The organism is Amphibacillus sp. MSJ-3, from assembly GCF_018919165.1.
GTDB lineage: Bacteria > Bacillota > Bacilli > Bacillales > Amphibacillaceae > Amphibacillus.
The window spans coordinates 1-16,944 of the sequence record NZ_JAHLQM010000015.1 but is presented as its reverse complement, the minus strand read 5'-3'; the positions used below and the strand labels follow the sequence as shown (position 1 = coordinate 16,944).

The window sequence follows — 16,944 nt, the reverse complement described above, 5'->3', positions numbered from 1 at the left end:
TTTGTTGAATTTGACAAGGAAGTACTTAGTTTTCATTTGTTACTTAGCAAAATTCCTCAAATTACAAATGTTTAATTTGACCCTGAAACAGGAATACTAAAGTTAAGTGTCAAATAATTTGATAAGGAGAGGATAAGTAGTGAGTGAAGTTTTATTTACTTCAACGGCAACGGCAGTAGGTGGACGTGAAGGACATGTTAAATCAAATGATGGCTTAATTGATTTAAAATTAGTCAATCCAGCTAGTAACCGTGATGACCAAGGATCAAATCCCGAGCAGCTATTTGCAGCCGGTTATGCTGCTTGCTTTGATGGTGCGCTAAACTTAATGGCATCAAAGCAAAAACAGCAGATTGAATCTAGAATAACTGCTGAGGTTAGCTTATTAAAAGATAGTGAGGATAATGGCTTTAAAATAGCTGTTGTGCTACATGCTGAGATTAAAGGTGTATCACAAGAGGTGGCTGAGGAATTAGTGGATTTAGCCCATGGTTTTTGTCCATATTCCAAAGCAACCAGAGGTAACATTGATGTTGAGTTGAAGGTAAAGGCTATATAATAGATGGTAAATAATTCGGTGGAGTGTTAGCTTCACCGGATTTTTTTAACGAATAAAAACTTGAGCTCTTGACACTGAAAATCATTATCAATTAATATAGATTCAAGAGGTGATTTTATGGAGGTTGCATTAATTTATGCAAGCATGACTGGGAATACGGAGGAGATTGCTAAAATAATTAGTGATCAGGTTGAAAAGTTAGCTCTGGATGTTAAAACATTTCATATCGAATTTGATGATATTATGGCACTAGATCTAAAAGATTATGATGCTATTTTATTTGGAACATATACTTGGGGTGATGGTGATCTACCCTTTGAAGTAGAGGACTTTTATGATGATCTAGCAGATGAAGATTTAACAGGAAAGGTTGTTGGCTTGTTTGGATCCTGCGATTCATACTACCCATCATATGGGGCGGCAATTGAAACAATGGCGCAACAGTTTAAAGCGGTTGGTGCTGATGTCGTTGAACCGTTGCTTAAGATAGAATTAGCACCAGGGCCCGAAGACACTGAAAGAATCCAACAATTTACTCAAATATTTGTAACAAAGGTGAAGAAATAAAGCGCAATGAAGAAGAACATTGCGCTTTTAAAATTAACCTATCGAAGGGATCGCTTTTAGTAAATAAATCAATTATTGACGCATTAAGGACATGGTAGAGGATTAGTTAAATCCATTTTTTAAAATTGAAATGAAACGATAATAGCTTTTAACTTAAAAAAGGCATATAATAGAAATTAAGTGAAACTTCAATCAGTGAGAGTCTACTGAAAGTTGCACTGCGATAAAACAATAGAAAAAGAGGATGGCATAGATGCTCAAGGAATTAATTTCATGGCTTAAAGCGTTAGTAATTGCTTTAATTATCGTATTCGTTGTTAGAAAATTTATAATTACTCCTTCTATTGTCAAAGGGGATTCAATGCAGCCGAACTTATATGATGGTGATCGGATTATTATTAGCAAAGTAAGTTCAATTGACCGATTCGATGAGATCGCATTCGTCGCCCCAAATGGTCACGATAATTATGTTAAACGAGTGATAGGTATGCCTGGCGATCGAATAGAGATTAATAATGACGTATTATATATTAATGGTGAAGTTTATGAGGAATTTTATTTGACCAATTTGCAGGAAGGAGAGGTAGTGATAGATTATTTTGACCTAGAGAAGTGGCACGGTTATGAGGAGGTTCCAGAGGGGACTTATTTTGTTTTAGGTGATAATCGTAGATATAGTTATGATAGTCGTGATTTTGGCGTTATTACAGAAGAGTCTGTTATTGGGGAAGTTGTCCTTAGAATCTGGCCGTTGGATTCAATCGGTGTGATTAAGCATTGATCGTTATATTTGACAGACAAAGAACATTTGTGTTTAGATGATTAGTCAGTTCAAATAATTTAATAAAATTTTTTCCACTAGGGGCGCTTTTTGCTGAGATAAAGGATATTCCTTTGGTCCCTTTGAACCTGATTTGGTTAATACCTACGTAGGAAAGTGGAGCTATGCTTGAGTTATCATTGATTAAGCGAACCGCTCCTACCTTTGGGCGGTTTTTTTGTTGCACTTTTTAGTCTGTAAAAAATCTAACTGAAGGCCCAATCTAAAAGAAAGCCACTTTTTGTAGATTAACTAACTATAAGATTTCCATATCAATGATACTGAAAAACCGATCAGGATTATAAATAGGGGATCAATAATCAGTAATAGTCTGATGCGTTCATCTAACATTCATTTGGGATAAGGAGATAAGGATTAATTTAATTAAAACGGGAGGAAATATGATGACTAAAGTAAAAAAAGCACTGACAATTGCAGGAACAGATCCAACTGGTGGTGCAGGGATCCAAGCTGATTTAAAGACCTTTCAAGAGCGAGAGGTGTATGGGATGAGTGTATTAACATCTGTTGTAGCCCAAAATACAATGGGTGTTCAAGCAGTACAGAATATGTCGACCTCATTTATTGAGCAACAACTCAAATCTGTGTTTTCTGATATTGAACCGGATGCAATCAAAACAGGTATGATTGCTAGAATTGATATGATGGAACTCATTGCAAGCTATATTAAAAGGCACCACCATATTCCTTATTGCTTAGATCCGGTGATGGTTGCTACAAGTGGTGATGTGTTGATGGAAGAAGCTTCACAAGCAGTGATCAAACAAATATTAGTCCCATTAGCAACAATTGTGACACCAAATTTACCAGAAGCAGAAATTTTAGTTGATCAACAGATTAAAAGTTTGTCAGATATGGAGAATGCGGCTGATTATATTGTTCATAAGCTTGGTGCAAAAACAGTTGTAGTCAAAGGCGGTCATCTTGAAGGAAAAGCGATTGATGTATTTTATGATGGTCAACAATTTCATTATCTAACATCACAACGATATGATACAAAACACACCCATGGAACGGGTTGTACTTTCTCAGCTGTTATTACTGCTGAATTGGCTAAGGGCAAATCTACCCTAGAAGCGGTGAAAATAGGTAAAGCATTTATTTCTGCAGCAATTCGGCATTCCTTAGAACTTGGCAAAGGAAATGGTCCAACTAATCATTGGGGTTACCGTTTGGCTGGTTTACCTAATCAAGGAGGCAAAAGAAATGAAGCGGGCGATTTATGATAGCATTGTAAAAGTAAAACAAAAGCAGCCTTTAATTCACAACATAACAAATCAAGTAGTCATGAATTTTACAGCTAATGGTTTATATGCACTTGGTGCTTTACCAATCATGGCATCTGATCGGCAAGAGGTAGCGGAAATGGTTTGCAATTCAGATGCACTTGTGTTAAATATTGGGACATTAACAGAAGAATTACTTGAGTCGATGCTTATTGCGGGAGAAGCGGCCAATAAACATGGGATTCCTGTCGTTTTAGATCCAGTTGCAGTTGGCGCAACTCAATTTAGAAGTAAAAGTGCTAACAGAATTTTGTCAGAAGTAGAGGTTTCTTTAATTCGCGGAAATGCGGCTGAAATTAGTCATTTAGCTGGTTTGAAAACGGTTATGCGTGGTGTGGATTCGACTGAGAAGTTAGATCATTTAAATATCATTAGACGATCAATTGATAAATTAAGTGCCCCACTACTAATGACTGGTGAAATAGATTATGTAGCTGATGGTGAACGGATAATTTGTGTAAAAAATGGTACGGATTTACTAACGAAAGTAACTGGAACAGGTTGTTTACTATCGGCTGTATCAGCTGCATTTTTAGCGGTTAATGAATCTGCGATTAATGCTGTTACTGCGGCGGTTAGTTATTATACTGTTGCAGCTGAAAAAGCTGCAGAAATAACCAATCTCCCAGGTCAATTTCAAATTGCTTTTCTTGATGCACTAGATGAAACGAGTATAAGTGATGTTTCACAGCGGCTTAATTTAGTCGAGCTGGGAGAAGGCTTATGATGAAATTTGATCGAGATCATTTAAAGGTTTACTTTATCCTAGGCAGTCAAAATGTACGGCAGGCTGATCCCCTAATGGTATTAGAACAAGCACTACAAGGTGGGATAACATGTTTTCAATTTCGGGAAAAAGGAGACGGGGCAAAAACAGGTTTAGCAAAGATTAGGTTAGCGCAGGAAATGCAAGAACTTTGTCGGGCATACCAAGTTCCTTTTTTCATTAATGATGATGTAGATTTAGCAATTCAGATCGATGCGGATGGTATTCATGTAGGTCAAGAAGATCAAGCGATTGAAGTGATTAGAAAAAAGGTATCATCTAAAATGAAGATTGGCCTTTCTGTGACATCGGTTTCTGAGGCTCTTGAAGCGGAGCGACTTGACGTTGATTATATTGGTGTTGGACCTATTCGTATGACAACGACTAAAGAGGATGCTAAGCAGCCAATTGGTCTAGCAGGTCTAACAGAGATTCGGAAAGCTGTACCTCAACTCCCCATTGTAGCGATTGGTGGAATTGACATTGAGCATGTATCAGCTATTAAGACTGCTGGTGCAGATGGTATTGCGGTTATATCAGCTATTAGTTCAGCAGACAACCCTATGCTGGCAACAAATGCCCTAGTTAAATCACTTGAAAATGTTTAAATATTTTACTTTCTGGTTAATGTACTTGTAACGACTGTTATAGGAGGCTAATTGTGCGATTAAGAGATAAGAAGGTATTGACAGTTGTAGATGATACTTTTGAAGACTTAGAATTAATGTATCCTATTTTACGTTTAAAAGAAGAAGGTGCGACAGTTGTTGTTGCTGGAAAGGAATCTAAGCGAACTTATCATGGGAAGTATGGAATTCCTGTTCAATCAGATCAGAGCTTTGCTGAGGTAAAGGTGGACGAATATGATGCTTTACTGATTCCTGGAGGCTTTGCCCCTGATAAGTTAAGACGCTATGATGAAGTATTGGCGTTTGTTCGTCATTTTAATCAACAGCAAAAAATAATTGGTCATATTTGCCACGCTGGTTGGGTATTAGTTTCGGCGGATGTACTGGAAGGTGTTAGGGTAACAAGTACACCAGCAATTAAAGATGATCTTGTGAATGCGGGTGCGGAATGGGTAGATCAGGAGGTTGTAATTGATGGACATATTATCTCCAGTCGTAAACCCGCCGACTTACCTACCTATGTTAAAGCAATCGCTGATCACTTAGTTCAATAGATTGAAAAACGAAAAAATTTAATTTTATGAATAGGAAAGATAAGGCCGGTGTGAATCAGGTGATATAGAGGGATTCACATCGGCCTATCTATGTTTAGAAACAATGCTGGTCAAAAAATTTATGTATGAATTTCTTTTAGCTGACATAGGATTAGAGAATGAAGATAACTGAGTATTTACCTTCCCCTATCTATCTGTATGCTCCCTAAGCTAGACACCTAACTAATTAAAGGAACCTAGGATCAGTTAAGACTAGATTGCTTATGAAAAGTCTAAGTTAGGCTTACTTCCTTGTTCTTGATATTGAATAACTAGAGCTCTTAAAATTGTCTCATTCAGGGAATCGATCTACAAGCAAATGAAGATTTACTAAATTCCCTACATAGTTCAAAAAAACAAGAAAATAACTTGCTGATTTCCCGGGAAATAAGTTGAAATATTGTTTATTATGCTAATACTTCTGGATAATTGCATTATTTTTGCCACAGCGTAACTGTCAGTAAGACTCCCACTTTAAGCATTTGAAGGAAAGTAAGGATTGTAAGTGCGAGATCAAATGACAGTAAGGTCCCGATTGGTTCAGGGGCCTTTAGGTCATCCTCTGATGGTAGTAACAAATGTTTTCGATGGGACGAATTACTTCAATGGGACGAATAACCGCAAGTCACTTCGATGGGACGAGTAAACGCAGTCCCAGTCCCAGTCCTAGCCAGTGGGACTAGGGGGGAAGAAGACTAAACGTACTAGGTCCTGTAGATCCAACCCCACTGATTGAAATTTCACTTTATGGATAGATTTTGATATCTGTTCACCATTTACATAGGCAGTCAATAACTCCTTATGTTAGAATATTAACTAGATAAGAAAGGAAGGGGCATAAAGCTTAATGATCAGTAGAAAGATAGAAGTTGCTCTCATTATTATTGGCGCTGTTATATTTGTACTCTTTGGTGTATCAGGTGCTAGTATGATAGCAGCTCGAAATGATGACCAGTTAACAACGACATTATATCAACAACTATTAGAGGAATTGCCCGATGGTGAAGCGGCGACATATCCTGAATTTATTGAGAACTTCCAATCATTTGGAATAATGGTTGTTATTCTAGCGGTAATATCTATAGTCGCAGGTATATTAGCGATCTTTATGTTAAAAGGAAATAAGCGACCAAAACCAGCCGGTATATTATTATTAATCGTTGGTATATTGATTGGTTTTCTTCAATTTGGGATTGCTTTATTTGGTAGCTTGTTTTATGTTATTGTGGGAATGATGGCATTATTGAGAAAGCCCAAGTATGAACCGGGTTCGTAAGGTGAAGGAGATGGATTAGGATGGAGAGAAAGAGAGTTGGGATTATATTTGGTGGTAAATCAGCAGAGCATGAGGTATCTTTACAATCTGCCAAGAATATAGTTGATGCCATTGATCGGGACAAATATGAAATTATATTACTCGGAGTAGATAAAAAAGGGCGTTGGCAGATTAATCAAGAAGGGTCTTTCCTATTAAATGAAAATGATCCTAAGCAAATCAAATTGAGACAAACGGATGAAGAAATTATTGTTTTACCGGGTAAAGATCAAGCTCAAATTATGAATCGCTCAACACAGAAGCCATTACCGCAAATCGATGTTATTTTCCCGGTTATTCATGGTACATTAGGAGAGGATGGCAGTTTGCAAGGACTCTTACGTGCCTTGAATTTACCGTTTGTTGGTGTTGATTTATTAGGCTCAGCTGTAAGCATGGATAAAGATTTTGCTAAACGTATTTTACGAGATGCTGGTATTCCTGTAGCGAAAGGCCTTGTTTACAAGGCTCATCAAAAATCAGAGATTGATTTTAAAAAGGTTACAGACAAACTAGGGCTTCCTATTTTTATTAAACCAGTTAATCAAGGATCATCAGTTGGTGTGAATAAAGCTAGAACTGAAATAGAATTTAATCAAGCTATAGAAGAGGCTTTTCTATATGATGATAAAGTTCTAATTGAAGAGGCGATCGTTGGGCGCGAAATTGAGTGTGCTGTACTAGGTAATGATCATCCTGTTGCCTCTTTACCAGGCGAAATTTTACCTCAGACGGATTTTTATTCATATGAGTCAAAATATATTAATGAATCTGGTGCCATATTATCTGCTCCAGCCGATCTAACAGAGCAACAAACACAAAGTATTAGAGATGAGGCATTACGAGTATTTAAGGCACTTGATTGTGAGGGAATGGCACGGGTTGACTTCTTTATGAAAGCTGATGGAACATTAATCGTTAATGAAGTCAATACGATTCCGGGCTTCACAAAAATTAGTATGTATCCAAGACTTTGGTCAATAAGTGGATTATCATATTCTGAATTAATTGATCGTTTGATTGAATTAGCTTTTGAGCGACATGAACGAAAGCAACAGTTGAAAAGTGCTGTATTTGATTAAATAAGTAAGCCTTCAATAATTTAGTGAACTAAAGAAATGCTCTTTTTTGGTTAACTAATTACTGAAGGTTTTTTTATTATGTCTTTTAGCTCAGATGAACTACCTGTAAACCACGCATTTCAATAGGAAGATAGGTATGCCGTTAACAGTGAGTAAAGGTTGACTTCTTCAACAAACACTCAGTGGGGAATGAGGGGAAACACCCACTGAGTGAAGTTTCATTTTAGCTGATTTCCCGTCACGTTCTTTTATGCTTCCGCTTGCGATATATCCGATAAAATAACCAACCGACTATACATACAAGAATTAAAATGGGGATATTGCCAACGACAATAACAAATAAATTACTTAGTCCAATCAACAGATGATTATAATTATTTAACCATTGTTCTTTTACTCTTGCCCAGACGTTTAAATTTTTATTATGGGCAAGTTCCGCTTCTTGCTCGATAAGATGAAGTTCTACAGTAGCAAGATCTGAGCGATTCTCAATATAATTCATTTGACCTTTTATTTGCTCAATTTCATATTGAACATCTGCTAAATCATTCGATATACTTAAAAGGTCTTTTGTCGTTTTAGCTTCTTCCATAAAACTCAAAAGACGTTCTTCTAATTGTTCACGAGCTTTCAAACGTGTCTCCAAATCAATATATTGATCGGTCACATCTTCACCGGTGAGATTGCGCTGGTTGATTGAAATTTGATCATGGTTTTCTAAAAAGTTGAAGAATGAGTCGAGCGTTTCTTGTGGAATTCGTAGTACAAGATTTCCTTGGTGTAATTGATTTTCTAAGCGACTTGTCTGATTTGAAACAAGATAACCATCCATATCAGTTACTGTTTCTTCAATATTTTGAATAACATTTGGATATTGCTTCACTTCCAAATCGAGATAGGCCTGATAAATAATCTTTCGATTTGCCTTATCGAGTTGATCCGCATCTGGAGCACTTTGTTCAGCTTGTTCGGTCGATGGATCAACAATAGCCTCATCAGCCATTTCAACTTCAAAATGTGCCTCTTCACTAGCCGTATCGTAGCTAGACCTGTCACTATTAGAATCCTGGCCGCTGCATCCAAATAATAATCCCAAAGTCAATAAGATTAAAATGGATAACCTTTTCTTCAAGATAGTCCCCCCCTTTATAAGCATCATTACTAAATCAGACGTTCTTCGAGAAGAAAGGTTACAATGTATATTTATAAAAAGGGTACTAAGCTAATTAATGATAAATAATTATTGAAATAAAAGAAAAAATAAATAGTTATTGCATTTATATTCTATATGTTGCATAATAATACACAATAATACTGAATTTGAATTAAAATTCCGAACAGTTTTCAGAGTTGACTAGATTTTAAAAAAAGAAGAGGTGTTAATATGGACAAAAATATAAGTGAAGAACTGAAGGGGAAGGATTTTTTAACGCTACTTGATTATTCAACAGATCAAATAACCTATTTGTTACAATTAGCTAAAGAGTTGAAGGCAAAACAGAAATCCGGCAAGCTTTATCATCCTTTAAAAGGGAAAATACTTGGCTTAATTTTTGAGAAATCTTCAACGAGAACAAGGGTATCATTTGAAACAGGTATTTATCAACTAGGTGGAACAGGGTTGTTTTTGAGTACAAATGATTTACAACTTGGTCGTGGTGAGCCTATCTCAGACACAGCTAAAGTTTTATCTAGTTATTTAGATGGCATTATGATTCGGACTTTTCATCAATCAGATGTTGAAGCATTAGCTGAGAATGCCGCAATCCCTGTTATTAATGGATTGACTGACGACTTTCACCCATGTCAAGTGTTAGCAGATTTGCAGACAATTGAAGAAGTGAAAGGAAAACTGTCTGGACTCAAACTGGCCTTTATCGGTGATGGTAATAATATGGCGAATTCTTTAATGATTGGGGCAGCGAAAATGGGTATTCATTTCAGTCTTGCTTCCCCGGAGTCTTATTTACCACAGACCACTATTATTGAGAAGGCGAAAGAAATTGCAACGGAAACTGGTTCAGTGATTGAAATAACGACGGACCCGATTCAAGCAGTTCATGAGGCAGATGTGGTTTATACAGATGTCTGGGCAAGTATGGGGCAAGAAAGTGAACAGAAGAAGCGCTTAAAAGAGTTTTCGGCTTATCAGGTGAATCAAAAGTTACTCGAGCATGCAAAATCAGATTATACATTTATGCACTGTTTGCCAGCACATCGTGGAGAAGAGGTTTCAACTGATATTATTGATGGTCATCATTCTGTTGTTTTTCAAGAAGCTGAAAACCGCCTTCATGCACAAAAAGCCTTGATGGTTGCCTTGATGACAGATTAACTTTCTCTCTTATTAAATTATAATTTATTTGTAAAAGTATATTTTTTCAAAGTAAAACTTTAATCAGTAGGGGGTGGGCCTACAGGACCTAGTACGTTTAGTCTTCCTTCCCCCCTATCCCCCACTGACTAAGACTGGGACTGCGTTTACTCGTCCCATCGAAAACATTTGTTAGTAACACAAGGGGATGACCTAACTGCCCTTGTACCAATCAGGACCTCACCGTCAGTTAATCTCCCATTTATACTTCTTAGTTTCCCTCAAATGCTTGAATTGGAAATCTTACTGATAGTTGCACTGCGATAAATCGATTGGTATTTGCTCTTTTAACAGCGATCTAAATTTCTTCTTGAGTCACTTTCCTCAAAATAAGTTATATACCTATAATCATAAACAGTTTAATTTCATTCGAATCAAATGTGTAACTGTTATCTTTCTTAAATCTGGGAAAGGCGACTTTATAAAGCAAGTGTTTAAAGTCACTGAACGCCATCAGAAACTGTTTTTCCTAAGTGTCCAATTGAAAGACTAATTATTCTAAGATTGATTTTTTTTAGCATAATGGCACCAAAGTATCACAGTAATTAAGCATAAAAGATTACCTATCTATTTGGTATTTGCCAAATCTATGTACCGAATCACAGGCAAATAAGGACAGTTACAAGGCAAGTTACGTTATTAAAATATATAAAGCAAAAGCTTATACTTTAATGTAGATAACGTTTTCAAACAGGAGGTGTCTATATGCAAAAGTGTCACCTAGCAGTTGATATTGGGGCATCAAGTGGAAGAGTGATGGCAGGATATATTCAAAAAGATAGACTGAATTTAGTGGAAATATATCGTTTTGACAATCAAATGATTGAAAAGAATGGCCATTTATGTTGGGATATTGATTATTTGTTTCAATCGATTAAGCGAGGAATTAAAACAGCGATTAAGCATGAATATCAACCGACAAGTTTAGCGATTGATACATGGGCTGTTGATTTTGTTCTGTTAGATGAGCATGATCGATTATTGACAGATGCTGTTGCTTATCGTGATGATCGGACAGATGGAGTGATGGAAGAAGTATTTCAAATCGTTAATAAAGAAGAGATTTATGAGCGAACAGGGATCCAATTCCAGCCTTTTAATACGATATACCAGTTGAAAGCACTACAAAATGAGCAACCGGAAGTTTTAGCTCAAGCAAAGACATTTCTAATGATTCCAGACTATTTAAATTTTTTATTGACGGGTAAAAAGGTGAATGAGTATACGAATGCAACATCAACTCAATTGATTCATTTAGAAACAAATAATTGGGATCATGCATTGATTGAAAAATTAGGCTTTCCTAAAGAAATTTTTCAAACGATTCAACTCCCAAAACATTCGTTAGGTCCGGTTAAAAGTAGCTTAGTTGAAGAGTTTGGTGTAGCATTCGATGTCATCTTATCTGCAACACATGATACGGCATCCGCCGTTATTGCAGTACCCGAACAAAAAGAAACGATTTATTTGAGTTCAGGTACATGGTCACTGATGGGGATAGAAAATAAACAAGCAATCGCTACAGAACAGGCACTTGCTTATAATTTTACTAATGAAGGTGGAGTTGATTATCGCTATCGTTTTTTAAAAAACATTATGGGTTTATGGATGATTCAAGAAGTTAAGCGGCTTTATCAAAATCAGTATGGTTTCTCTGATTTTGTTAAGTTAGCCAGGGAGGCTGAATCCTTTCATAGCATAATTGATGTTAATGATTCGCGTTTTTTAAAGCCTAACCATATGATCGAAGCGATAAAAGATTATTGTCGGGAAAAAAGCCAGCCTGTTCCAGAAACTCCGGGCGAAATTGCCCAAACCATCTTTATCAGTTTAGCGAAGAGTTACCAACAAACAGTTGTCGAAATAGAAGATTTAACAGGAAAAGAATATAACCATATCAACATTATTGGTGGTGGTTGTCAAAATGAACGATTAAATCAATTGTTAGCAGATTATAGTGGTAAAATCGTCCAAGCAGGTCCCGTTGAGGCAACAGCGCTAGGGAATATTGTCATTCAGTTGTTGGAAAGTAACCAACTTACTCATTTAGCTGAGGCAAGGCAATTAATTAGAGACTCATTTCCAATTAAAACGTTTTATCCAAGGAGGAATTAGGCAATGTCAATTGAACAAAATTATTTAATTGCAAAAAAACAGTATGAAAAATGGGGAATTGATGTAGAAGCGGCTTTGGAAAAATTAAAAAGAGTCCCTATCTCAATTCATTGCTGGCAAGGTGATGATATCGGTGGATTTGAAGTAGAACAACAAGCCTTATCTGGTGGCATTGATGTAACAGGGAATTATCCTGGTAAGGCGACAACACCGGAACAGTTAAGAAGCGATCTCGAAAAAGCATTAACATTAATCCCTGGAAAACATCGTATTAATCTACATGCGATTTACGCAGAGACAGAGGGTGAAAAGGTTGACCGTGATCAATTAGAACCGAAGCATTTTCAAAAATGGATTGATTGGGCGAAAAGTCATGATCTGGGCCTTGATTTTAATCCAACCTTCTTTTCACATCCAAAAGCTGAGGATGGTTTAACCTTATCGCATCCAGATAAAGATATTCGTGATTTTTGGATCAGACATGGGAAGGCAAGTCGTCGAATTGCGGAATATATTGGTAAGGAATTAGGCTCGCCAACTTTAACGAATATTTGGGTTCCGGATGGTTATAAGGATATCCCATCTGACCGACTAACACCAAGACGTCGCTTGAAAGAATCATTAGATGAAATTTATGCTGACGAAATCGATGAACGTTACAATCTGGATGCTGTTGAAAGTAAGTTGTTTGGGATTGGCTCGGAATCATATGTCGTTGGTTCACATGAATTCTACCTCAGTTATGCACTGAAAAATAATAAACTTTGTTTACTTGATTCAGGACATTATCACCCAACCGAAGTCGTATCAAATAAGCTTTCTTCGCTCTTATTATTTAGTGATAAGGTAGCTCTTCATGTATCAAGACCTGTGCGCTGGGATAGCGATCATGTGATTACGCTTGATGATGAGTTAAAAGAAATTGGTCTTGAAATTGTCCGAAATGATGCTTTAGATAAAGTGATGATTGGACTGGACTTCTTTGATGCCAGTATAAATCGAATCGCAGCCTGGACGATTGGAACCCGCAATATGATCAAATCACTGCTTTATGCATTATTAATGCCAAATGAACAATTAAAGACTTATCAAGAGCAAGGTAATTTTACCGATCGTTTAGCTGTTTTAGAGGAATTTAAAACCTATCCATTTGGCTACATCTGGGATTATTACTGTCAGGAAATGAATGTTCCAGTAGGAATGGATTGGTTGGATGAGGTCCGTGAATACGAACAAGTAGAGTTATTGAAACGATAAGTATCGATGTTAAAAAGCCTGTTATCCAAGTGATGGCAGGCTTGTTCTAATCTAATTTTTAATGAAAGGCTAATTTGACAAAAACAGTGCTGAATTGCTATTGGCGAATTAATACTATCCCTGCTATAATTGAGATTGTGCAAATATGAATTTGCAATAATAGGTTAAAGGATATGATAGAAGTGACCCGAAGTCATTCTTTTAAAGAAGCCATACTAGATATTGTTGGTGCAGGAAATCTCTTAATAGATGAACAGATTAAAAATCATACGTATACCAAACTAGGTGGAGTCGCTGACTTTTTTGTCACACCAGAGTCAGTTGAACAGATCCAAGCGCTTGTTCATTTAGCTAAGGAAGAGGATATCCCTTTTACGTTATTAGGAAATGGTTCAAATTTAATCGTTCGTGATGGTGGAATTCGTGGTATTGTTCTGAATTTGGAAAAACTACAAACCATTTGCCATCAAGGTGAAATGGTTATTGCTCAAGGTGGAGCAAGTATTATCGATACCTCATATTATGCTTTGGAACAATCGCTTTCTGGATTAGAATTTGCTTGTGGTATACCAGGAACTGTTGGCGGTGCTCTCTATATGAATGCTGGTGCCTATGGGGGAGAAATTAAGGATTGTTTAGCCCGTGCAGTTGTCATTGATCGGTCGGGTAATTTACTTACATTAACTGTTGAGCAACTTGACTTAGCTTATCGAACGAGTAATATTGCAAAAAATGATTACATAGTCATTGAAGCTCATTTTAATTTAAAGAAAGCTGATCAAGCAAAGATAAAACAACAGATGGATATTTTAACAGAACAACGTGAATCAAAACAACCGCTAGAATATCCCTCATGTGGAAGTGTCTTTAAACGGCCACCTGGATATTTCGCTGGCAAACTGATTCAAGATAGCGGTCTACAAGGAAAGGGAATCGGTGGAGCGGAAGTGTCAACAAAGCATGCTGGTTTTATTGTTAATAAAAATCATGCAACAGCCGCAGAATATATTGCCGTGATCGAAATGGTTCAAGCAAAGGTAAAAGAAAAGTATGGTGTTGAGCTTGAACGAGAAGTACGAATTATTGGGGAAGATAATTAAAAAAGCTAGGACATAGCTCATCTTACTAAGAAAAAAATGCTGTTATTTACAGTTCCGTCGTAAATAGCAGCATTTTTATTTAAATGAATCTATTTAAATGATCTCAAAAGGAATCCAGTATCTTGAACTGCTCCTGTCAAGTAGACAGGGGGCTTATCATCTACTGAATTCTCTTTTTATTTTAGCAAGGTTTTCTACCAGCCTCTTTTTCTCCCATTTGCATTATTTGTTTTTTCTGCAAAGAGGTTAGATAGGGTTGCATTTGTTATAAGTTGCTCATTTAATATTAAATGGTTTCCTTTTCCTCTTCTGCAGCAATAGCTTTCAGGCGGTTTTCTACCTCTTCTGGTGTTAATTGATGTTCTTCAATATAGCGATTATTTGGATGTGTTCGACACTCATCTGTACAGCCGCCTAAATATTTAGCTTCATTCTCTTCAGAACAAATAATTTGTTTGTTGCAAAATGGATTCGCGCAGTTAATATATCGTTCACATGGCTTGCCATCAAAGTAATCCCTTCCAACAACGACATGTTCTACTTGATTAATAGGTACACTTATCCGTTCATCGAAAACATACATTTTCCCATCCCAAAGTTGACCGCGTACTTTTGGATCCTTGGCATAGGTAGCAATCCCACCATGGAGCTGGTGAACATCCTCGAAGCCTTTTTCTAATAACCAACCTGAGAATTTTTCACAGCGAATCCCACCAGTACAATAAGTTAAAATCCTTTTATTAGAAAACTGTTCTTTGTTTTCTTCAACCCAGTCTGGTAGTTCGCGAAATGTTTTAATGTCCGGTCGAATGGCTCCACGAAAATGGCCGAGGTCATATTCATAATCATTACGAGCATCGATGACGACAGTGTTTTCCTCTTGCATCGCTTGATAAAATTCATCTGGTTCTAGATAGTTTCCAGTGATTTCGAGAGGGTTAATATCCTCTTCACCCAATCTTAATGTGACTAACTCTTTACGAGGTTTAACCTTTAACTTTTTAAAGGCATGTTGCTCAGCTTGATCAATCTTGAAAGGCATATTGCTGAAGCGTGGATCTGCATGCATTGCGTCCATATAAGATTGAGTTGCTTCAATCGTTCCTGATACTGTCCCGTTGATTCCTTCTTCAGCAATTAAAATGCGCCCTTTCAAGCCTAGCTCTTCACAAAATGCTTTGTGTTCTTTTGCATAAGCTTCAGGATCTGTCATTTTGACATAGTTGTAGTACAACAACACTTGATATTGTTTCATTTGGTAACCACCCATTTTTTCGTATTTGCAAGATACGGATTTAGGTGTAATCATGAGTCTCTTGCATTTAATTATTATAAAACTTGCAAAGTTGTTTTTCAACCATTTGGTTTATTAAGTAATAACCATTTTATCGCAGTGCAACTGTCAGTAAATCTCTCACTTTTGGAATTATACAGAAATTGGGAATTTTAAGTGTGAGATCAACTGACAGTAGCGGCCCGATTGGTTCAATTACCAATCAGTGGGGATAGGGGAAGGCAGACTAAACCCACCACGTCCTGTGGTAACGTCTGCATGACCTACGTCCTGTAGGACCCCCACCGATTGGAGTTTCACTTTATAACAACACTTGCAATCTTATTTAGGAATCGTTATATTTTAACGGAAGGAAGTGATTATCTATGGATCAAAAAGAACGTGAACAATTTTTGATTGAACAATATCAGGCTGGAGAGGACCAAATGATTTTATTGTTTACACAGTGGTGTTTTAATCATGATCTCGATGCGATTGCTCTCTACCAAGAGGCTTATCCCAATCAGCTTGTTTCAACCAAATTACTAGAGATCAATAATAAATATCCTGAGTTAAAGGAGACAGCACAAATCGATACTTCATTGTTATTGGAAGTGTTACAGTTATATGAGAATTATGATCTTGCTTTTGTTGTGTCAAATTACGCAGATCAACTTAAAAGAAAATAGTTATTATGAATAGAAGGAAGGACGATATGAGGTGAGAATTAAGGCATTTTAACGGATTTCCGAAAGAAGTCTCCCATCCTCAAGGAATGAGAAGGGCGATAGCCCAATGAGTAGATGGGAGATGAATTTCGGTTGGCTTTAGCCAAAGCTTGTGATACAATCAGTATTATCTGGATAAAGGACTGATATACCAATGAAATTAGATAACAATAATCATTCAGTGTTCTCATTGCACTATCATCTTGTGCTGGTTGTAAAATATCGCAGACAAGTATTTGATAATAAAATATCTGATTTTGCAAAAGATATGTTCGCTGAGATTGGAAGTAAATACAATATTTCTTTAGTGGAATGGAATCACGATAAAGATCATATCCATATCTTATTCAAAGCACATCCTAACTCTGAATTATCAAAGTTCATTAACGCTTATAAGAGTGCAAGTTCTCGATTGATAAAGAGAGACTTTCCGCATATTAGAAAAAAACTATGGAAAGA

The 16,944-nt window shown here is 36.7% G+C and carries 17 protein-coding genes and 1 riboswitch; of the genes, 15 read left to right on the top strand and 2 right to left on the bottom strand.

Annotation, left to right across the window (positions count from 1 at the left end; translation table 11 throughout):
* The first annotated feature begins 139 nt into the window (after positions 1 to 139).
* From KQI76_RS06070 to ddlA, 9 genes are all read left to right on the top strand, one after another.
* Positions 140 to 559 carry an organic hydroperoxide resistance protein gene (locus tag KQI76_RS06070; RefSeq protein ID WP_216399427.1) on the top strand — a complete coding sequence of 140 codons (420 nt, stop codon included), beginning with the start codon at positions 140 to 142 and terminating at the stop codon, positions 557 to 559.
* A gap of 117 nt (positions 560 to 676) precedes the next feature.
* Positions 677 to 1,126: a flavodoxin gene (locus KQI76_RS06065; protein ID WP_216399426.1), complete on the top strand. Its 450-nt coding sequence runs from the start codon at positions 677 to 679 to the stop codon at positions 1,124 to 1,126.
* 253 nt (positions 1,127 to 1,379) lie between these two features.
* Positions 1,380 to 1,907 (top strand): signal peptidase I, encoded by a 528-nt coding sequence (gene lepB, locus KQI76_RS06060; RefSeq protein ID WP_216399425.1) that lies wholly within the window; start codon positions 1,380 to 1,382, stop codon positions 1,905 to 1,907.
* A gap of 69 nt (positions 1,908 to 1,976) precedes the next feature.
* Positions 1,977 to 2,079: riboswitch (TPP riboswitch) on the top strand.
* A 271-nt stretch (positions 2,080 to 2,350) separates the two neighbouring features.
* Positions 2,351 to 3,193, top strand: a complete 843-nt coding sequence (gene thiD / locus KQI76_RS06055) for a bifunctional hydroxymethylpyrimidine kinase/phosphomethylpyrimidine kinase (RefSeq protein WP_216399424.1) — start codon at positions 2,351 to 2,353, stop codon at positions 3,191 to 3,193.
* Positions 3,174 to 3,980 carry a hydroxyethylthiazole kinase gene (gene thiM / locus KQI76_RS06050; protein ID WP_216399423.1) on the top strand — a complete coding sequence of 269 codons (807 nt, stop codon included), beginning with the start codon at positions 3,174 to 3,176 and terminating at the stop codon, positions 3,978 to 3,980. The genes thiD and thiM overlap by 20 nt, the downstream gene beginning before the upstream one ends.
* Positions 3,980 to 4,627, top strand: a complete 648-nt coding sequence (thiE, locus tag KQI76_RS06045) for a thiamine phosphate synthase (protein ID WP_216399422.1) — start codon at positions 3,980 to 3,982, stop codon at positions 4,625 to 4,627. The genes thiM and thiE overlap by 1 nt, the downstream gene beginning before the upstream one ends.
* A 53-nt stretch (positions 4,628 to 4,680) precedes the next feature.
* Positions 4,681 to 5,202, top strand: a complete 522-nt coding sequence (locus KQI76_RS06040; protein WP_216399421.1) for a type 1 glutamine amidotransferase domain-containing protein — start codon at positions 4,681 to 4,683, stop codon at positions 5,200 to 5,202.
* 886 nt (positions 5,203 to 6,088) lie between these two features.
* Positions 6,089 to 6,517, top strand: a complete 429-nt coding sequence (locus KQI76_RS06035) for a DUF4064 domain-containing protein (protein WP_216399420.1) — start codon at positions 6,089 to 6,091, stop codon at positions 6,515 to 6,517.
* A 20-nt stretch (positions 6,518 to 6,537) separates the two neighbouring features.
* Positions 6,538 to 7,638: a D-alanine--D-alanine ligase gene (gene ddlA, locus KQI76_RS06030; protein ID WP_216399419.1), complete on the top strand. Its 1,101-nt coding sequence runs from the start codon at positions 6,538 to 6,540 to the stop codon at positions 7,636 to 7,638.
* 238 nt (positions 7,639 to 7,876) lie between these two features.
* Here ddlA and KQI76_RS06025 read toward each other — a convergent pair whose 3' ends face one another.
* Positions 7,877 to 8,770, bottom strand: coding sequence for a DUF4349 domain-containing protein (locus KQI76_RS06025; RefSeq protein WP_216399418.1), 894 nt, complete (start codon positions 8,768 to 8,770; stop codon positions 7,877 to 7,879).
* 252 nt (positions 8,771 to 9,022) lie between these two features.
* Between KQI76_RS06025 and argF the strand changes: the two genes are divergently transcribed.
* The 4 genes from argF to murB all read left to right on the top strand — a co-directional run bounded on the left by argF (position 9,023) and on the right by murB (position 14,484).
* Positions 9,023 to 9,973, top strand: a complete 951-nt coding sequence (gene argF, locus KQI76_RS06020; protein ID WP_216399417.1) for an ornithine carbamoyltransferase — start codon at positions 9,023 to 9,025, stop codon at positions 9,971 to 9,973.
* Between the two features lie 744 nt (positions 9,974 to 10,717).
* Positions 10,718 to 12,127 (top strand): rhamnulokinase, encoded by a 1,410-nt coding sequence (gene rhaB / locus KQI76_RS06015; protein WP_216399416.1) that lies wholly within the window; start codon positions 10,718 to 10,720, stop codon positions 12,125 to 12,127.
* A gap of 3 nt (positions 12,128 to 12,130) precedes the next feature.
* Positions 12,131 to 13,384 (top strand): L-rhamnose isomerase, encoded by a 1,254-nt coding sequence (gene rhaA / locus KQI76_RS06010; protein WP_216399415.1) that lies wholly within the window; start codon positions 12,131 to 12,133, stop codon positions 13,382 to 13,384.
* Positions 13,385 to 13,557: 173 nt separating this feature from the next.
* The gene (gene murB / locus KQI76_RS06005; RefSeq protein WP_216399414.1) at positions 13,558 to 14,484 is read left to right on the top strand and encodes a UDP-N-acetylmuramate dehydrogenase; all 927 of its coding nucleotides are present in this window, start codon (positions 13,558 to 13,560) and stop codon (positions 14,482 to 14,484) included.
* 286 nt (positions 14,485 to 14,770) lie between these two features.
* Here the strand turns inward: murB and trhO are convergent, their stop codons facing one another.
* Positions 14,771 to 15,739, bottom strand: coding sequence for an oxygen-dependent tRNA uridine(34) hydroxylase TrhO (gene trhO, locus KQI76_RS06000; RefSeq protein WP_216399413.1), 969 nt, complete (start codon positions 15,737 to 15,739; stop codon positions 14,771 to 14,773).
* A 404-nt stretch (positions 15,740 to 16,143) separates the two neighbouring features.
* On the opposite strand from trhO, the gene KQI76_RS05995 reads away from it, so the two are divergent.
* Both KQI76_RS05995 and tnpA read left to right on the top strand, forming a co-directional pair.
* Positions 16,144 to 16,446 carry a hypothetical protein gene (locus KQI76_RS05995; RefSeq protein ID WP_216399412.1) on the top strand — a complete coding sequence of 101 codons (303 nt, stop codon included), beginning with the start codon at positions 16,144 to 16,146 and terminating at the stop codon, positions 16,444 to 16,446.
* Between the two features lie 193 nt (positions 16,447 to 16,639).
* On the top strand, positions 16,640 to 16,944 hold a 305-nt coding region (tnpA, locus tag KQI76_RS05990; protein ID WP_216399411.1), incomplete at its 3' end, for an IS200/IS605 family transposase.